Source organism: Lactobacillus sp. UCMA15818 (assembly GCF_030400225.1).
Taxonomy (GTDB): domain Bacteria; phylum Bacillota; class Bacilli; order Lactobacillales; family Lactobacillaceae; genus Liquorilactobacillus.
In genome coordinates this window covers 39742-55033 of sequence record NZ_VJYB01000003.1, presented here as the reverse complement: position 1 = coordinate 55033, position 15292 = coordinate 39742, and the positions used below count along the sequence as shown (strand labels likewise).

Below are 15292 nucleotides of genomic sequence, written 5' to 3'. Positions count from 1 at the left end.
ATAGTCTTCTTGTATTAATTAATGGAAGATAAGGAAGTATCCAATCACAACGATACCTAAGACAATTCGATACCAACCGAAAATCTTGAAGTCTTTAGTCTTGATGTAATTAAGCAGGAATCTAATAGAAACGTATGCTACAACGAATGAAACAATAACCCCAACTGCAAGGATAATACCTTGGAGACCAGCTAAACTTCCCCCATGACTAAAATACTTATAAAGCTTAAGCAATGAAGCGCCAAACATTGTTGGAATAGCCAAGAAGAATGAGAATTCTGCAGCTACGTAACGAGATGTTCCGACCATGATTCCGCCCAAGATAGTAGAGCCTGAACGAGAAGTTCCAGGAATCAATGAAAGAACCTGGAACAAACCAATGATAATCGCCGTCTTATATGATAGCGTATTTAGATCTGCAACTTTTGGTTGAACGTGTGCATTGTGATTTTCAATGACAATGAAAAGAATACCATAAAAGATCAGTGCAACCGAGACAACTAGCCAGTTCATCAGATGCGAATCCATCCAATCATTCAACGGCAAACCAACAATCATCGAAGGAATAACTGCAACAATGACTTTCTTCCATAAAGTCCAAGTTTGCTTTTTTTCAAGTGAGTTTTTTTGTGATGCCCACGGATTTAACTTGTTGAAGTAAATAACAACAACAGCCATTATGGCTCCCAACTGAATTACAACGTTGAACATGTCAACGAAAGCCCTTGACTGTTCCATTTTAATGAATTCATCGACCAATACCAAATGTCCTGTAGAGCTAATCGGCAAGAATTCCGTAATACCTTCAACTATTCCAAGAATAATCGCTTTTATAATGTCAAACATACAACTTCTCCTTCACAACTAAAAAGTTTTCATACCTCACTATGATACTTCATTTTAAGTAGATAAACAATTTAGGGAATGGTTAAGAATGATCAACTAAATTTAAAAACTAGTGATTCATATGGCTTTAGCGTGAGTACTCTAGGCAGTTCTCCTAGAGTTCGATTGTAATTTGAAAGAATAACTGATCCGTGACGTCTTTTATATTTTGATGGTAGTTCAATCGTTGTGGTTTTATCATAAAAGTTGGTAAGAACAACTAATGCAGAATCAGCCAAATATCTGCTATAGGCAAAAACTCTTTGGTCATCGCGCAACAAGGGCATAATGTGACCATCACTGATAAGTGGCTCACTTTTTCGGAGTGCAATCAGCTTTTGATAGAATTTGAATATCTTACCATGATCTAGTTCAGCCGCGACATTTATAGTGTCTTGATTAGTAGAAGCCAGCCATGGCTTGTTATGTGAAAAGCCAGCATATTTGGCAGCAGTCCACTGCATTGGAGTTCGACTATTGTCACGAGACTTCTGCTTAACAGCTAGAAATGCATCATTTTCTGAAAAACCGCTTTTTTGCAGTATATGGTAGGCATTCTTGGTTTCAACATCAACATATTCTTCAATGGAAGTATAGTCTGGATTAAGCATACCGATTTCTTCACCTTGATAGATGAAAGGAGTTCCTCGAAGTAGCTGAATGGCCGTAGCTAACATTTGTGCGCTTTGAATACGATATGTTTGTGTATTGCAAAAGCGGCTAAGTGCTCGCGGTTGATCATGGTTATTCCAAAATAATGCATTCCATCCATGTCCTTTATCAAGAGATTCCTGCCATGAAAACAGTAATTCCTTGAGTTTCATAAAATCAAAAGGAATAGTTTGCCATTTGTCACCATTTTTGTAGTCAACCTTAAGATGGTGGAAAGTGAAAACCATGGAAAGTTCCTGATTCTTAGGATTCGTATAATCAATTGAATTTGCAATTGTGGTAGAGGACATCTCACCAACTGTTATAATTTGAGAATCTTGTCCGAAACTTGCTCGATTCAGTTCGTGTAGATATTTATGAACAATGGGTGTGTCTGTATAGAGCTTTTTTTCAGCAGTTTCATCGCCATTTGAATTAACAAGAGTTTCGGATTTGCCAGTAACGTTGAAGACGTCAAAACGAAAACCAGTGACTCCTTTTTTTTGCCAAAAATTGATAATATTTGCAGCTTCATAGCGAACATCTGGATTGTGCCAGTCAAGGTCAGCCTGGGTTGGATCATATAGATGTAAATAAAATTTGTCAGTATTACCAAACTTTGACCAAGCTGGGCCACCAAATTTTGACTGCCAGTTTGTGGGGAGGGAACCATCTTTTCTTGTTGAACGAATATAAAAATAATTCTGATATTTTTGATTTCCTGCTAAGGCCTTTTGAAACCATTGGTGTGATGTTGAACAATGGTTAAAAACCATATCAAGCATTACACCAATATGATTTGCCCGAAGTTTTGCAACTAATTCTTCAAAGTCGTCCATTGTGCCAAAGACGGAATCAATGTTGTAATAATCTGCAATATCATAGCCGTTGTCATTTTGCGGTGAAATGAAAAAAGGATTAAACCAGATCATGTCGATATTCAAACTGATCAAATAGTCTATTTTCGCAATTATTCCACGAATATCACCAATTCCGTCGTCGTTGCTGTCATAAAATGACTTGGGATAAATCTGATAAATTACTTTTTTCCCTAATTCACTGAGATCTCTTTTTTTACTCATAGCGATGCTCCTTTAACTCATCATGAATCATGACTTTTCGCCGTCTTGCAAAATCAATAAACTTGAATTTTTCCGGATTATGATATGATTCTGTAATTTGCAGTAGGTTGGTATTTGCAAGGTAAGTGAAGCTCTTGACCAACACTGCGATATTATCAGAGTTTAGTTTTAAATTAGAACTGATGGCTTTAGAAACTGCCTCAACAGTAATCTCTTTTGTGGCATATGAAATCTCTAAACTAAGTTCATTTTCAAGATAAGCATAAATCGAATCTTCAGCTACTGACACGGGTAATTCAGTAACCGGGGGGCTTAACAAATAATCAATGTCTAAAACAGCAGGTTCATTTCCAATCAAACGGAGCCGTTCAATATAGAAAGCATCTCGCGTTGGAGGCGTAATTTCTTTTATTAAAGATGTTGGAATTTTTCTTTTTTCTAACTTCAAAACTTTGGTACTTGCATGCATGCTAAGAGAGTTGTTTAACTCCTTAAAACTGGTGATTCCTGAAATTGGGAATGTGAATTTTTGAATATCTAAAACAAGTGACCCACGTCCCTTTATTTTCTGAATTAAACCAAGTTCAGTTAATTGATCTAAGGATTTCCTGATTGTTTCCCGCGAAGTACCATATAGGTCACATAATTGATGTTCACTTGGTAAAAATTTTTTTGGAGAATAGAGTCCATGGTGGATTTTTTCTGCAATATCTTTAGCGATGATATTCTGTTTATTTGTATTTTTTTGCAAAGATACTCCTCCTTAAGTAATCGTTTTCTTTTTATTATAACATTCTTGTCTATGCAATCAACAAATTTAATAATTCTATTTAACAAGGGAATGATATTTAATTATTTGACAGATGTATATACAAGCTATAAGATAAGAGAAAATGTATGTAAGCGTTTAAAAATTTGGAGGGGATATTAATGTTCGGTTTCAAAAAGAAAGTAGATGTGGTAGAGATTCATGCTCCGGTTTCAGGTGAATTGATTGCGCTTTCTAAAACGAAGGATGCGGTTTTTTCTACAGGAGCGATGGGGCAGGGATTTGCTATTGAACCTAATGCCAATGAAATCATTTCTCCATTTGATGGCAAAATATCTGTGGTTGCGGAAACAAAGCATGCTATAGGTATGACAACTTCAGATGGATTAGAGGTGCTTTTGCACTTAGGAATTGATACGGTTGAACTTGGAGGCTCACCATTTGTTGTTCCAGTTAAAGTTGGTGATAAAGTCAAAGTTGGACAGAGATTAGTGTTAATGGATAGACAAAAAATCCAGGGAAATGGGTTATTGGCAACTGTTATGGTAGTTATCACGAATTCCAATGATAAGCTTGAAAGCCTTGATGTTGAGGAGAAAAAGTATGCAGTTGGTGAGATAGTTGGGACTTTGAAGTTAAAAAACTAGGAGGAAGCAAGATGGCAAACAAAGATTATTCAAGATTAGCTAGGACAATTGTTTCTGATGTTGGTGGAGAAGGAAATGTAGATAACTTGATTCATTGCATCACAAGATTACGATTTTATCTGAAGGACGAAAGTATCGCGAAAGATGAAGCACTAAAGAATACTGAAGGTGTAATCGATGTGATAAAGGCATCTGGGCAGTATCAAGTTGTGATTGGAAACGAGGTAACAAATGTTTATGATGCGGTGGTAGAAGAATTAGGACCAGAATTTGCGAAGAAACTTGATTCTGACACAGATACCAGTGCCGCTAATGATGCAAAAAAACCGAGTACGGATGGTAATCCGATAACACGCAACATAAATAAATTGATTGGAGTTATTACAGGATCGATGACACCAGTAATTGGAGTCATTGCTGCTTCTGGCATTATTAAGGGAATTTTGGCATTATTGACATTACCCCAATTGGGTCAGTTATTAAGTACAAAAAGTACATTATATCTTACGATTAGTGCAATGGCAGATTCAGCATTCTTCTTTCTTCCTGTTTTCGTAGGCTTTGCAGCTGCGAGGTATATGAAGGGAGATCCAATTATTACAGCTGTAATCGGTGGAGTATTAACATATCCGCAGATTATTGAGTGGGGAAGTAAGTTCAAGACGATGTTTTCGGTAGGTGGATTTAACTTCCAGTTTCTGAACTATACTTATTCGATTTTCCCAATGATTTTAGCAGCTTGGTTTGCAAAAGAAATTGGTAATTGGCTCAAGAAAAGTCTTCCAAGTTATTTACAAATGATTTTTACACCCTTAATTACAATTTTAGTTGTTAGTACAATCACCTTGGTTATTACAGGTCCCGTAATTCAAGGAGCCGCGAACGGGATTGCTGATTTTATTAATTGGTTAGTTCACATTTCAGGTTGGTTTGGTGGAGCAGTTATTGGTGGATTCTATCAAATCTTGGTAATCTTTGGTTTGCACTGGGGTGTTGTACCATTGGTTGCGCAACAGATTTCTGGCAGTGGCGAAAGTGCGTTAAATGCAATTATTTCAGGAACGATGGTTTCTCAAGGTGCGGCAGTGTTGGCTGTGGCAATTAAGTCTAAGAAAGATGATATCAAGGGCCTAGGCTTTGCGGCCGCGATTTCCGCCTTCTGTGGTGTTACAGAACCAGCCATATATGGTGTTAATTTACGCTATCGCAAGGTATTTATTTCAGGTCTGATTGGTTCCGCTGCAAGTGGATTGGTTACAGGATTGATGCATGGAAATATGTTTGGTTTTACTGGCTCATTAATTGGTTTTTCTTCATTCTTTGATCCGAAAAATTCTTCAGATTTGAACAGCTTTTATGCATTCTTACTTTCAAGTTTGGCTGCCTTAGTAGTTAGTTTCTTGGTTACATGGTTCTGGGGATATAATGATCAAATGAAGATGGGGACACAGGTTGAAAAGAAAAAGAATCCTTCAAAGGCATAGAGGATTTTAAAAAGATACACGTAGATTTCTAACTTATGGGATACGTTCAATTGGAGTTAATAAGGAAACGGGGTCATAATCCCCAAACTAAAGAATTCTACCAAAGAGAGTAAGAATCTTTGATTTTTCATTGGAACTATTGGTAAATTCAAACATTGGAGTTCTAATTATTTTATGATTAGGGCTCTTTTTGTTTTAATCTGAAAAATATTATATCTTTCTTCATGATGTGTTTGAAATATTTCAATGGTTTTTTTATTTTCTCAGAAAAACTAACAATACCCCAGAAAGAGGCATTACAGGTATTTCAGTCTTTGTGTTGAATAAGTAATATCCAAAAAAATCTAACTCTTGAGAGTTGCTTAAATATGAAAGTTATTTTTTAAACTGTTTTAAATATCGACTGGCAAGTAGCTTATGAAACTTAACTCCCAAGGTGGGGTTAGCTGCATCGATATCTGCATACATAGCCGTTGTGATTTTAGTAAGTAACGGTATTAATTGATCCAGTTCGGTTTCAGAGAGGGTATCAACAAATGGTGGAATTTCTTGATCAGCAGATTCGATTTCTTGTCTACCTGCATTAGTTAGATTTATCAAATTTACGCGCCGATCTTTTTGTGATTTGGTTAAAGTTACTAGCTTTCGTTTGGCGAGTTTATAGACAAATTCGCTGGTAGACTGAGGTGACATTCCTAAACGTGTTGCGAGTTGGTGCTGAGATAGATGGTTTTCGTCAGCCAGTGCCAGCAAAATTTTTCCTTGACCTTCAACTGTCAAATGAGGACGAACTTGTTTAACAATATCATCATAAATCTTACTAAGTTGTTCATATTCTGCTAATTTTCCTGCAGCTAGTTCCGCCTTGATTCTATTTTTCATAATTAATCTTACCCTTAACGTTTACTTCAGTATACACCATTCCGAAATTTCATAATAATTTTCCTTGACATTTTAATCAGGTGGCCTTACTATATTTTTAGTCAGGTAACCTGATTAATTATAAGGAGGTGCTGCTACATGTGTAGCTATGAGGCGATTGAAGTAAGGAATGTTCAGAAAAGATTTGCGAAAAAAAAGCAGTGAACAACGTTTCTTTTACTATAAAAAGAGGTGAGATATTTGGTTTATTGGGTCCAAACGGAGCTGGAAAAACCACGCTTTTAAAGATGTTGACAACTTTATTGCATCAAGATGAAGGTGAGATTTTTTTGAATGGATTTAACACGATGACGCAGAGTCGACTGGCACGTCAACAATTTAGTGTGACCGGGCAGGCCACGGCGATTGACCAAGATTTAAGCGCACGTGAGAATTTATTGATATTTGGTAAATTAACCGGTTTAACTCGTAATGCCGCATCTAGCCGTGCGAGCGAACTATTAACGGATTTTGACTTAACTAATTCAGCTGATCAAGCTTTAGCTACATTTTCTGGTGGGATGCGTCGTCGTTTAGATTTAGCCATTAGCTTGATTGGAAATCCTAATATACTTTTTTTGGATGAACCAACAACAGGGTTAGATCCAAGGACACGAACACAGATGTGGCATGCTATTCAAAAACTGGTGGCGAGTGGTTCAACTGTTTTGTTAACAACCCAATATTTGGAGGAAGCAGATCACTTGGCAAATAGAATTGCTCTCATTGATCATGGCAAAATGATTGCAATCGGGACGCCGAGTGAACTAAAGCAGCAAGTAGGTGGGATGCAACTTCGGTTAGAGGTATCAGATTTACAAATGGTTGCGCAAACTCGCAGTATTGTCCAAGGTATTTTAGAACGACCTGTTAGTGTTACCGATCGAACATTGACGGTATTACTTGGTAATTAATGATATGCAGTTAGTTACTCCAATATTGAATCAGCTTCAAGATGCTCGAATATTAATTAGCAACTTGAAGATTGGAGCTCCATCGTTGGATGATGTTTTTTTGAAAATGACGATTGGTAAAAATTAAGGAGAAAAATTATGAAGTTAAACTTGACAAAGAATTATGTTGTTAACAATATACTTACCATGGCGCACCGTAACTTACTAAAGACTTTGCATAATCCGGATAACCTCAGTGACGTTATTATTCAACCAGTGATTTTTACTCTGTTGTTCGGGTACCTGTTTGGGGGAGTTATTGCGGGTAGTGTACATGCTTACTTACCGATGCTGGTATCTGGAATTTTGGTCCAAAGTATCTTGAATGCTGCTTCAGGTTCTGGACAACAATTGCGTGAAGATATTAATGAAGGCATCTTTGACCGCTTTAAAACCTTACCAATTTCACCCATTGCACCACTAGCAGGACAATTAGTAGGTGACATGTTTCGACTACTAATTTCTGGGATAATGACATTAGCAACGTCCTTTTTGATGGGATGGCGACCATCTGTTAACATTCCTACACTTGTAATAGTTATGTTATTAGCTATTTTTATTGGCTGGTCTATCTCTTGGATTTTTGCCTTAGTTGGCTTAATGGTCAAGAATGCGGAGTTAATTGGCAGTTTATCAATGATTATTATTCTAGTGATGACGTTTTTATCTAATGCCTTTATTCCAACAAATACATTACCACGTTTTTTGCAATCCCTAGTTAGAATTAATCCCGTCAGTCTAACAATTACTGCGATCAGAACAATTTTGAGAACTGGTAGTTGGAGTAATAATGCTACTCTAGTGCTTATCAGTGGTGTAATAATTATTATGATTTTTATGCCATTAACTATTTTTGTCTATCAGCAACGCAGTTAGTAATCGAACTTATGGGGTGTATAGGGCAGAATAGTTTATGCATTATCAAAAGATGATAACGTCCATGCAAGATGAAATTGTATATAGAAAGCTTAGAAAAGATAATAGGGCACATGTTATGCAGGTACAATGGGACTAAATTAAAAAATAATAGAAAAGTATATTCAAGAATAAGAATCAGAAGATCGATTAAGAGATACAATTAGCAATTATATTGATTTGAAATTCCTTACACATGCCAAGTGCTGACCTTTGCAATGAAGTGTGGTAGAAACTTGATAAAGTATAGTGAAAAGACCTTCTCATTAGTTTTAGTATTGGAACCCAAATAATACATGATTTTTTTATTTTCAAGGTGGCTAATTTGATTATAAAATTTGCATATTAAATTGAGCACTGTAAAATTGGAGAAAATTTTACAGTGCTATTTTTCAAAGTGTTTAAAAAGAGTTGAAAAAAAATATGTGATGTATTATACTTTTATTTGGAAATTAGATTTCTTAAAAGGAAACTTGTGGTGGTGATGCAATCTTGAAATATTTTTATGTAACACTTGAAAAATAACAAAAACGGCATTATTTCTATGAATAAAATAAGTTACTATTCATTATTTCATTTTGTATCAGCAATATTTAATTTTAGTGATCTAATGATCAAGTGGAAATGAATGAGTTTTATTTCTATATTATAATAATTAATATAACTTAATATTTATAGCCATTTGAAAGTGAGATAAAATCTATTAAATAATTGTAGGAGGGAAGAACAATGAATAAAGTAGCAGTGAAAGACAAGTCTTTAACAAAAGGTCAGCTGCAAACAACAATTAAATTGTTAATTCATAATTTAGTGAATCTAAGTGATCCAACAGGTGAGTTTTCAGTTAAGGTTGCTGATGGTTCGATTATCGATAATAAGAGTTTTGATTATTGGGAGTGGACATCAGGAATCGGTCTTTATGGTATGATGAAATATTTTCAACTAACTCGTGATAAAAAGGTTCTAGAGAGTATTGTTAGCTGGTATGATAAACATTTAACTGGAGAACCAGTTGAAAAAAACATTAACACAATGGTACAGATGTTGACTCTTTCTTACCTATATGAAGAAACTGGTAATAAGGCTTATCTACCATTTCTAAAGCAGTGGGGAAAATGGCTTTATTACGATCTTCCAAGGACAGAAAGAGGAGGGTTTCAACACGTAACATTTGGAGATTTGAATCCAAATGAAATGTGGGATGATACTTTGATGATGAGTGTATTAACAATCGCTAAACTTGGAACTGTACTTAATAAAAAAGAATACATTGAAGAAGCTAAGAAACAGTTCTTATTGCACATTCAGTTTTTACAGGATCGAGAGACAGGTCTGTGGTATCATGGTTGGACTTTTAATAAGCGAAATAATTTTGGTAAAGCTTTTTGGGGTCGGGGTAATTGCTGGATAACAATTGCTATCCCAGAATTCTTGTCACTGATAGGATTCGATAAAAATGACGGTTACCAACAATTTATACTGACTAGCTTAGAATATCAACTTGATTCTTTACAAAAATATCAGGATTCAAAAACTGGATTGTGGCATACTTTAGTTGATGATTCGAGTTCCTATCTTGAAGGTTCTGCTACAGCAGGATTTACTTATGGCATTTTGAAAGCGCTTAATAATAATATGATTGACACCCATTACTTATCTGTAGCTGAAAAAGGTATTCAAGCACTACTTAACAATATTGACGAAAATGGTGGTTTAGCACATGTCTCAGCAGGAACTCCGATGGGTGCAGATCTAGATTTTTATAAAAATATTAAAATCTCAATTATGCCATATGGTCAATCTATGGCTAGTTTAGCTCTGACTGAATATCTGAAGAAGTTTTATTAAAATCGAGGTGTAATATAATGGATAATCGAGTAACAAGTAATGACAGCAATGAAAAAGCCTTAGCAATAAAGGCTGCTTCGTTTGGAACTAAAGATAAAGTTGGATATATGTTTGGTGATTTAGGTAATTGTTTTATTTTAGGACTTGTCAATAGTTTTATCACGATTTATTATACAAATGTTTTAGGAATTACAGGAGCAACACTTGGAACCTTGTTTTTAATTGCTCGGTTTATAGATGCTATTTCTGATGTTGCAATTGGCAGAATTGCAGATGTAGCTAAACTGACAGACCAAGGGCGCTTTAGACCTTGGATTAGAAAAGCAAAATATCCATTTTGTTTGATTTGTATTGTGCTATTTTTCCCATTTGTCAATGACTTTTCAATGACAGGTAAGCTTATTTACGTAACTATTAGTTATTTAGCTTATGGTGTCTTATTATCTTGTATTAATATTCCTTATGGTTCATTGGCTTCTGCAATTAGTGCTGATTCGGATGATAAGGCCTCTTTGTCAACATTTAGAAGTGTCGGGTCTGCAATCGGTGGAGCCACCACTGGTTTATTGATTCCTATTTTTATGTATACCAGTATTGGTAGTGGTCACAAGCAAATTAGCGGAATGAGATTTTTCTATATTTCGATTGTTTGTGCAATCTTAGCTTTTATTGCTTATAACATAACTTATCATTTAACAACTGAGCGTGTGCAGGTTGAAAAAAGGCAAAAAGTATCATTGAAGAACATGGCTAAAAGTGTAAGCGTTAATAAACCTTTAATTGCATTGATTTTTACTGATATGTTCATTGTTATTAATCAAAGTGCTTTGGGCACAATGATGAGTTATTTGTTTAATGATTTCTTTAAAAATAACGTTGCATTGTCGATTGCTGAATTTTTCACATATGGTTGTCCAATACTTTTAGCACCATTTGCAACTTATATAATTAAACATTTTGGCAAAAAGGAAGCATCTTCTTTAGCACTGATTGTATCCGCTGTTGATTTTTATGCGCTATATTTTATGCATATCCAAAATTCGTGGACATATTTAGCATTGATGTTTGTAGGAACAATTGCATATTCTTTCTTTAACTTGATGGTTTGGGCGTTTATTAGTGATGTTATTGATTATCATCAGTACATTTCAAGTTATCGGGAAGATGGTACGATTTACGCTATTAATTCATTTGCTCGTAAGGTTGGTCAAGCAATTGCTGGGGGAATGAGCGGTTGGTTACTAGCTTTAATTGGGTATCAATCTTCAATGACAGGTGGCGTACTACAAAGTGAAACTGTTAGGCAGCGTATCTACGCGGTATCTAATTTGATGCCAGCTACTTTGTTACTTATCAGTGCTTTAATTTTGATATTTGGTTATTCATTAAATAAGAAAAATATGGATAGGGTTACTACAGAATTGAAAACAATCAATAAGCAAGAATAATAATGAGTTTTATAAAAGAAAAAAATGATGTTCCATAGTTAAGGTAATATCGACTTATCACTTTTATTATTTGTTAAGGCAATAATCTATATGAAAGGAATTTTAAAATGGAACTAGGTATTAGGGCACATGATGTTCAAATATTTGATGATATAGATAATCTTTCCAATAAGTTAAGTAATTTAGGATTTTCATATATCCAATTTGCTCCCAGGGTATCACTTGCCAAAACGACATCCAATGGTGAAAATATTTCCTTTGGATTAGCCAATAAAGTTAAGTGGTCTTTGGAACGAAATAATATTCAAATTGCCTTGTTAGGATGTTACGTGAATATAATTCATCCAAATTTAACTAAACGAAAGCGAGAAGTAAAAATATTTCAAAAATATTTATCTATGTCAAGTAGTTTTGGTAGCGCTTTAGTAGCAACCGAAACAGGTAGTGTTGATCCAACTTTTCATCTAACTTCAAATAATTATAAAAATAAAGTAATTGATGCAACTATTGAGCAAGTTAGGCTATTGGTTACTTCAGCTGAAAAATGTGGTTGTTTGGTAGGGATAGAGCCAGGTGTTAATCACCCTATATATAATGTGGCCGTTACCAAAAAGTTGGTAGAAGAAATAAAGTCACCTAATCTAAAGATTATATTAGATCCAATGAACCTAGTTCTAAAAGAAAAGGATAATGAGTACAGTATTTTGGTGGATGCCATTAATGCTTTTGGTGAGAAGATATATGCTTTCCACATTAAGGATTATATCTTTAGTAAAGGAGAAAAAGTAGGTGTTCCAATTGGTGATGGTGTTGCACCCTTGAAAAAGATGTTGAATGCAATGAACAGTTTTCAGTCTAGTCCCTATGTAATTTTGGATGAGATTCCACAAAAAAATTTTGAAATTTCTTTAAAAAGAATTAACAAAATTGCGACAGAACTTTAAATATGGTTTCAGATAGATACTTAACCTAATTTATAAAAGATTTGTTTTCAGAAAGGAAAAAGAAAAAATGTATAAAAGTATTAAACATTTTAAAATGTATATCAATGGAAAGTTTCAAGATTCTGAATCTGGCAAGGTATTGACTGTAATTAATCCTGCAACAGGAGAAAAAATATCAACTGTTCCAAATGCAACACGAAAAGAAGCCCAATTCGCCATTGATATGGCGGAAACTGCACAAAAAAAATGGAAAAAACTTCCAGCTCCAACAAGAGGAAAGTATCTTCAAAAATGTGCTGAAGAGATTCGTAAAAATAAGGACAATTTAGTCTACATCTTGCAAGAAGAACAAGGTAAAATCAAATCTTTAGCCGAAACAGAAGTATTGTTTTCTGCTGATTACTTAGATTATATGGCAGCACAAGCTAGAACATATGAAGGCGAAATACTTCAGTCTGATAATATTGATGAGAATATTCTAATTGCAAAACAACCTATTGGTGTTGCCGCAGGTATTCTTCCTTGGAATTTTCCTTTCTTCCTAATTGCTCGTAAAATGGGACCGGCCTTGGTAACGGGTAACACTATTGTACTAAAACCGAGTTCTGATACTCCAAATGTGGCCTTGGAGTTTGCAAAAATTGTTGATAAAGTAGGAATTCCTGCAGGGGTTGTTAATTTCATTACAGGTCCTGGTACACAGGTTGGGGATGAAATTTCCCATAATCATAAGATTGGAATTATCAGTCTTACTGGTTCTGTTGAAGCTGGTAAAAATGTAATGGAAGGTGCGGCAACACACATGGCCAAGGTTTCTCTTGAACTTGGTGGGAAAGCTCCAGCAATTGTATGTAGTGATGCTGATATTGATTTGGCAGTTCAAGCTATTATTGATTCACGTATTGATAACAACGGTCAGCTTTGTAACAATGTTGAACGTATATATGTCCAAGAAAAAATTAGTAAAGAATTTACGGAAAAATTGGCTCAAAAGATGTCCAAAGTAATTGTAGGAAATCCCTTAAAAAACAAAAAAGCCGAAATGGGTCCACTTATCAATCAAATAGCTTTAGATAAGGTGGATGCGATGGTTCAAAAAACTGTCAAAGAAGGAGGGAGAATTATAGCTGGTGGACATCGAGTAAAAATCGAAAATGGTTTTTACTATGAACCAACAGTAATTATCAATGTCAAACAAAACTCTGAAATTATGCAAAAAGAAATTTTTGGCCCTGTACTTCCCATATTGACTTTTAAGACTTTATCCGAAGCAATTGAGTTGGCTAATGACAGTGAGTTTGGCTTGGCATCATCAATTTTTACTAAAGATCTAAATAATACCTTACGTGCTGTAAAGGAGCTTGAATTTGGTGAAACCTATGTGAATCGCTTTAACTTTGAGGCAATGAATGGATTTCATTCGGGTTGGAGAAACTCAGGTCTTGGTGGAGATGACGGTCGTCATGGATTAGAAGAGTTTCTGAATACTCATGTTATTTATTTAAAGGCTCATCCAGAGGACACACTTGGTTGATAAACTATTCTGGTATATATAGATCTTTGACAAATATAATTTATTACAGAAATTTTATCAACTTTAGGAAAATACTATTCACATTATGTATACACTGGAGGTAAAAAAGATGATAGACAAAAAGATTAAAATTGATTCAAATGAGTTTGCCTGTGCAGTAGTTGCAGGGTCTGGTTTTAAGGATGACGGAGATCTTGAAATTAGTAAAAAGGCTTTAATTCGCTATCTGACGGCGTATTATTTAATCGAAAAATTCAATCGGTTGGAAGCAAGTCAATTTAATTTTACAAAAAAACCTAATTTTGAATATTTAATGAAAGCGCTTGACCAAATTAAACCCGTTTAATAACTAAAAAGTTATATATAGTTAAAAATAGAGTTGTTATTTTGAAGTTAAAAACATTAGGTAACCTTAATTTTATTTTCAGCAAGGCATTTTTTAAAAATGGAGGCACTCATGAAAAAAGTAAGCATTCTAGAAAAAATTGAAAAAGCAGGAATTATAGCTGTTATCAGAGGGACTAAAAAACAAGCTTATCAATCAGTAAAGTCTTGTGTTAATGGTGGTGTGAAGGGAATTGAGTTAACATTTACAGTTCCTGAGGCTGATAAGATTATTGCACAAATAAAAGAGGAATATGATAGCGATCCAGAGGTTTGTATTGGAGCTGGGACTGTGCTAGATGTTTCAACAGCAAAATTAGCAATTAGTGCAGGTGCGTTATTTATTGTTGCTCCAACATTTAACAAAGAAGTTGCAAAATTATGTAATTTATATCAAGTTCCGTATATTCCTGGTTGTATGACGGTTACAGAAATACAAACAGCATTAATGTATGGAGCTGATATTATAAAAGTTTTTCCCGGTAGTGTTGTAGGTAAAGATTTTATCGCGGCCGTAAAGGCACCTTTACCACAAGTAAACATTATGCCAACCGGTGGTGTTAATCTCGATAATATGCAGGAATGGTTTAATGCAGGTGCGCTTGTAGTTGGTACTGGAGGAAACTTGGTAGGACCTTCATCCAATGGTGATTATGCCAAAGTTGAGCAAAATGCTCGTGCATATCATGAAAAATTTGTGGGATTGAAAAAAATAAGTAATTGAGTTTCTTATAAGTTATTGGTAGTTGCGAAATCAATAAAAATGTACTAATATTATCATATAATTAAAAAGAAATATGATTTCTTATTAGGAAATAAAAAGGAGG

Annotated in this window: 11 protein-coding genes and 2 pseudogenes; 9 read left to right on the top strand and 4 right to left on the bottom strand. The window is 34.8% G+C overall.

The genetic code is table 11. The features are described from left to right. Nucleotides 1–18: 18 nt before the first annotated feature. From FFX44_RS05600 to treR, 3 genes are all read right to left on the bottom strand, one after another. Nucleotides 19–846, bottom strand: coding sequence for an undecaprenyl-diphosphate phosphatase (locus FFX44_RS05600; RefSeq protein WP_289978744.1), 828 nt, complete (start codon nt 844–846; stop codon nt 19–21). A gap of 92 nt (nt 847–938) precedes the next feature. Beyond that, on the bottom strand, nt 939–2618 hold the full coding sequence (gene treC / locus FFX44_RS05595; protein WP_289978742.1) for an alpha,alpha-phosphotrehalase: 1680 nt from the start codon (nt 2616–2618) through the stop codon (nt 939–941). Beyond that, a complete protein-coding gene (gene treR / locus FFX44_RS05590) occupies nt 2611–3369 on the bottom strand; it encodes a trehalose operon repressor (RefSeq protein WP_289978741.1) in 759 nt (252 codons plus the stop codon). Before treR ends, treC begins: the two co-directional genes overlap by 8 nt. A gap of 179 nt (nt 3370–3548) precedes the next feature. Between treR and FFX44_RS05580 the strand changes: the two are divergent. Next, nucleotides 3549–5518 (top strand): annotated as a pseudogene (locus FFX44_RS05580) (glucose PTS transporter subunit IIA). Between the two features lie 375 nt (nt 5519–5893). On the opposite strand, the gene FFX44_RS05575 reads toward FFX44_RS05580, so the two are convergent. Continuing rightward, nucleotides 5894–6400: a MarR family transcriptional regulator gene (locus FFX44_RS05575; RefSeq protein WP_289978735.1), complete on the bottom strand. Its 507-nt coding sequence runs from the start codon at nt 6398–6400 to the stop codon at nt 5894–5896. 138 nt (nt 6401–6538) lie between these two features. Between FFX44_RS05575 and FFX44_RS05570 the strand changes: the two are divergent. From FFX44_RS05570 to FFX44_RS05535, 8 genes and pseudogenes are all read left to right on the top strand, one after another. Further along, nucleotides 6539–7480, top strand: a pseudogene (locus FFX44_RS05570) (ATP-binding cassette domain-containing protein). Between the two features lie 11 nt (nt 7481–7491). Next, on the top strand, nt 7492–8268 hold the full coding sequence (locus FFX44_RS05565; protein WP_289978733.1) for an ABC transporter permease: 777 nt from the start codon (nt 7492–7494) through the stop codon (nt 8266–8268). Nucleotides 8269–9036: 768 nt separating this feature from the next. Further along, entirely contained in the window at nt 9037–10155 is a 1119-nt protein-coding gene (locus FFX44_RS05560; protein WP_289978732.1) for a glycoside hydrolase family 88 protein, read from the top strand. 17 nt (nt 10156–10172) lie between these two features. Continuing rightward, a complete protein-coding gene (locus FFX44_RS05555) occupies nt 10173–11603 on the top strand; it encodes a glycoside-pentoside-hexuronide (GPH):cation symporter (RefSeq protein ID WP_289978731.1) in 1431 nt (476 codons plus the stop codon). Between the two features lie 107 nt (nt 11604–11710). Beyond that, on the top strand, nt 11711–12547 hold the full coding sequence (locus FFX44_RS05550) for a sugar phosphate isomerase/epimerase family protein (protein ID WP_289978729.1): 837 nt from the start codon (nt 11711–11713) through the stop codon (nt 12545–12547). Between the two features lie 67 nt (nt 12548–12614). After that, entirely contained in the window at nt 12615–14081 is a 1467-nt protein-coding gene (gene aldA, locus FFX44_RS05545) for an aldehyde dehydrogenase (protein ID WP_289978726.1), read from the top strand. A 109-nt stretch (nt 14082–14190) separates the two neighbouring features. After that, on the top strand, nt 14191–14427 hold the full coding sequence (locus FFX44_RS05540; protein ID WP_289978723.1) for a hypothetical protein: 237 nt from the start codon (nt 14191–14193) through the stop codon (nt 14425–14427). A 111-nt stretch (nt 14428–14538) separates the two neighbouring features. Then, a complete protein-coding gene (locus tag FFX44_RS05535) occupies nt 14539–15189 on the top strand; it encodes a bifunctional 2-keto-4-hydroxyglutarate aldolase/2-keto-3-deoxy-6-phosphogluconate aldolase (RefSeq protein ID WP_289978721.1) in 651 nt (216 codons plus the stop codon). Nucleotides 15190–15292 lie beyond the last annotated feature (103 nt).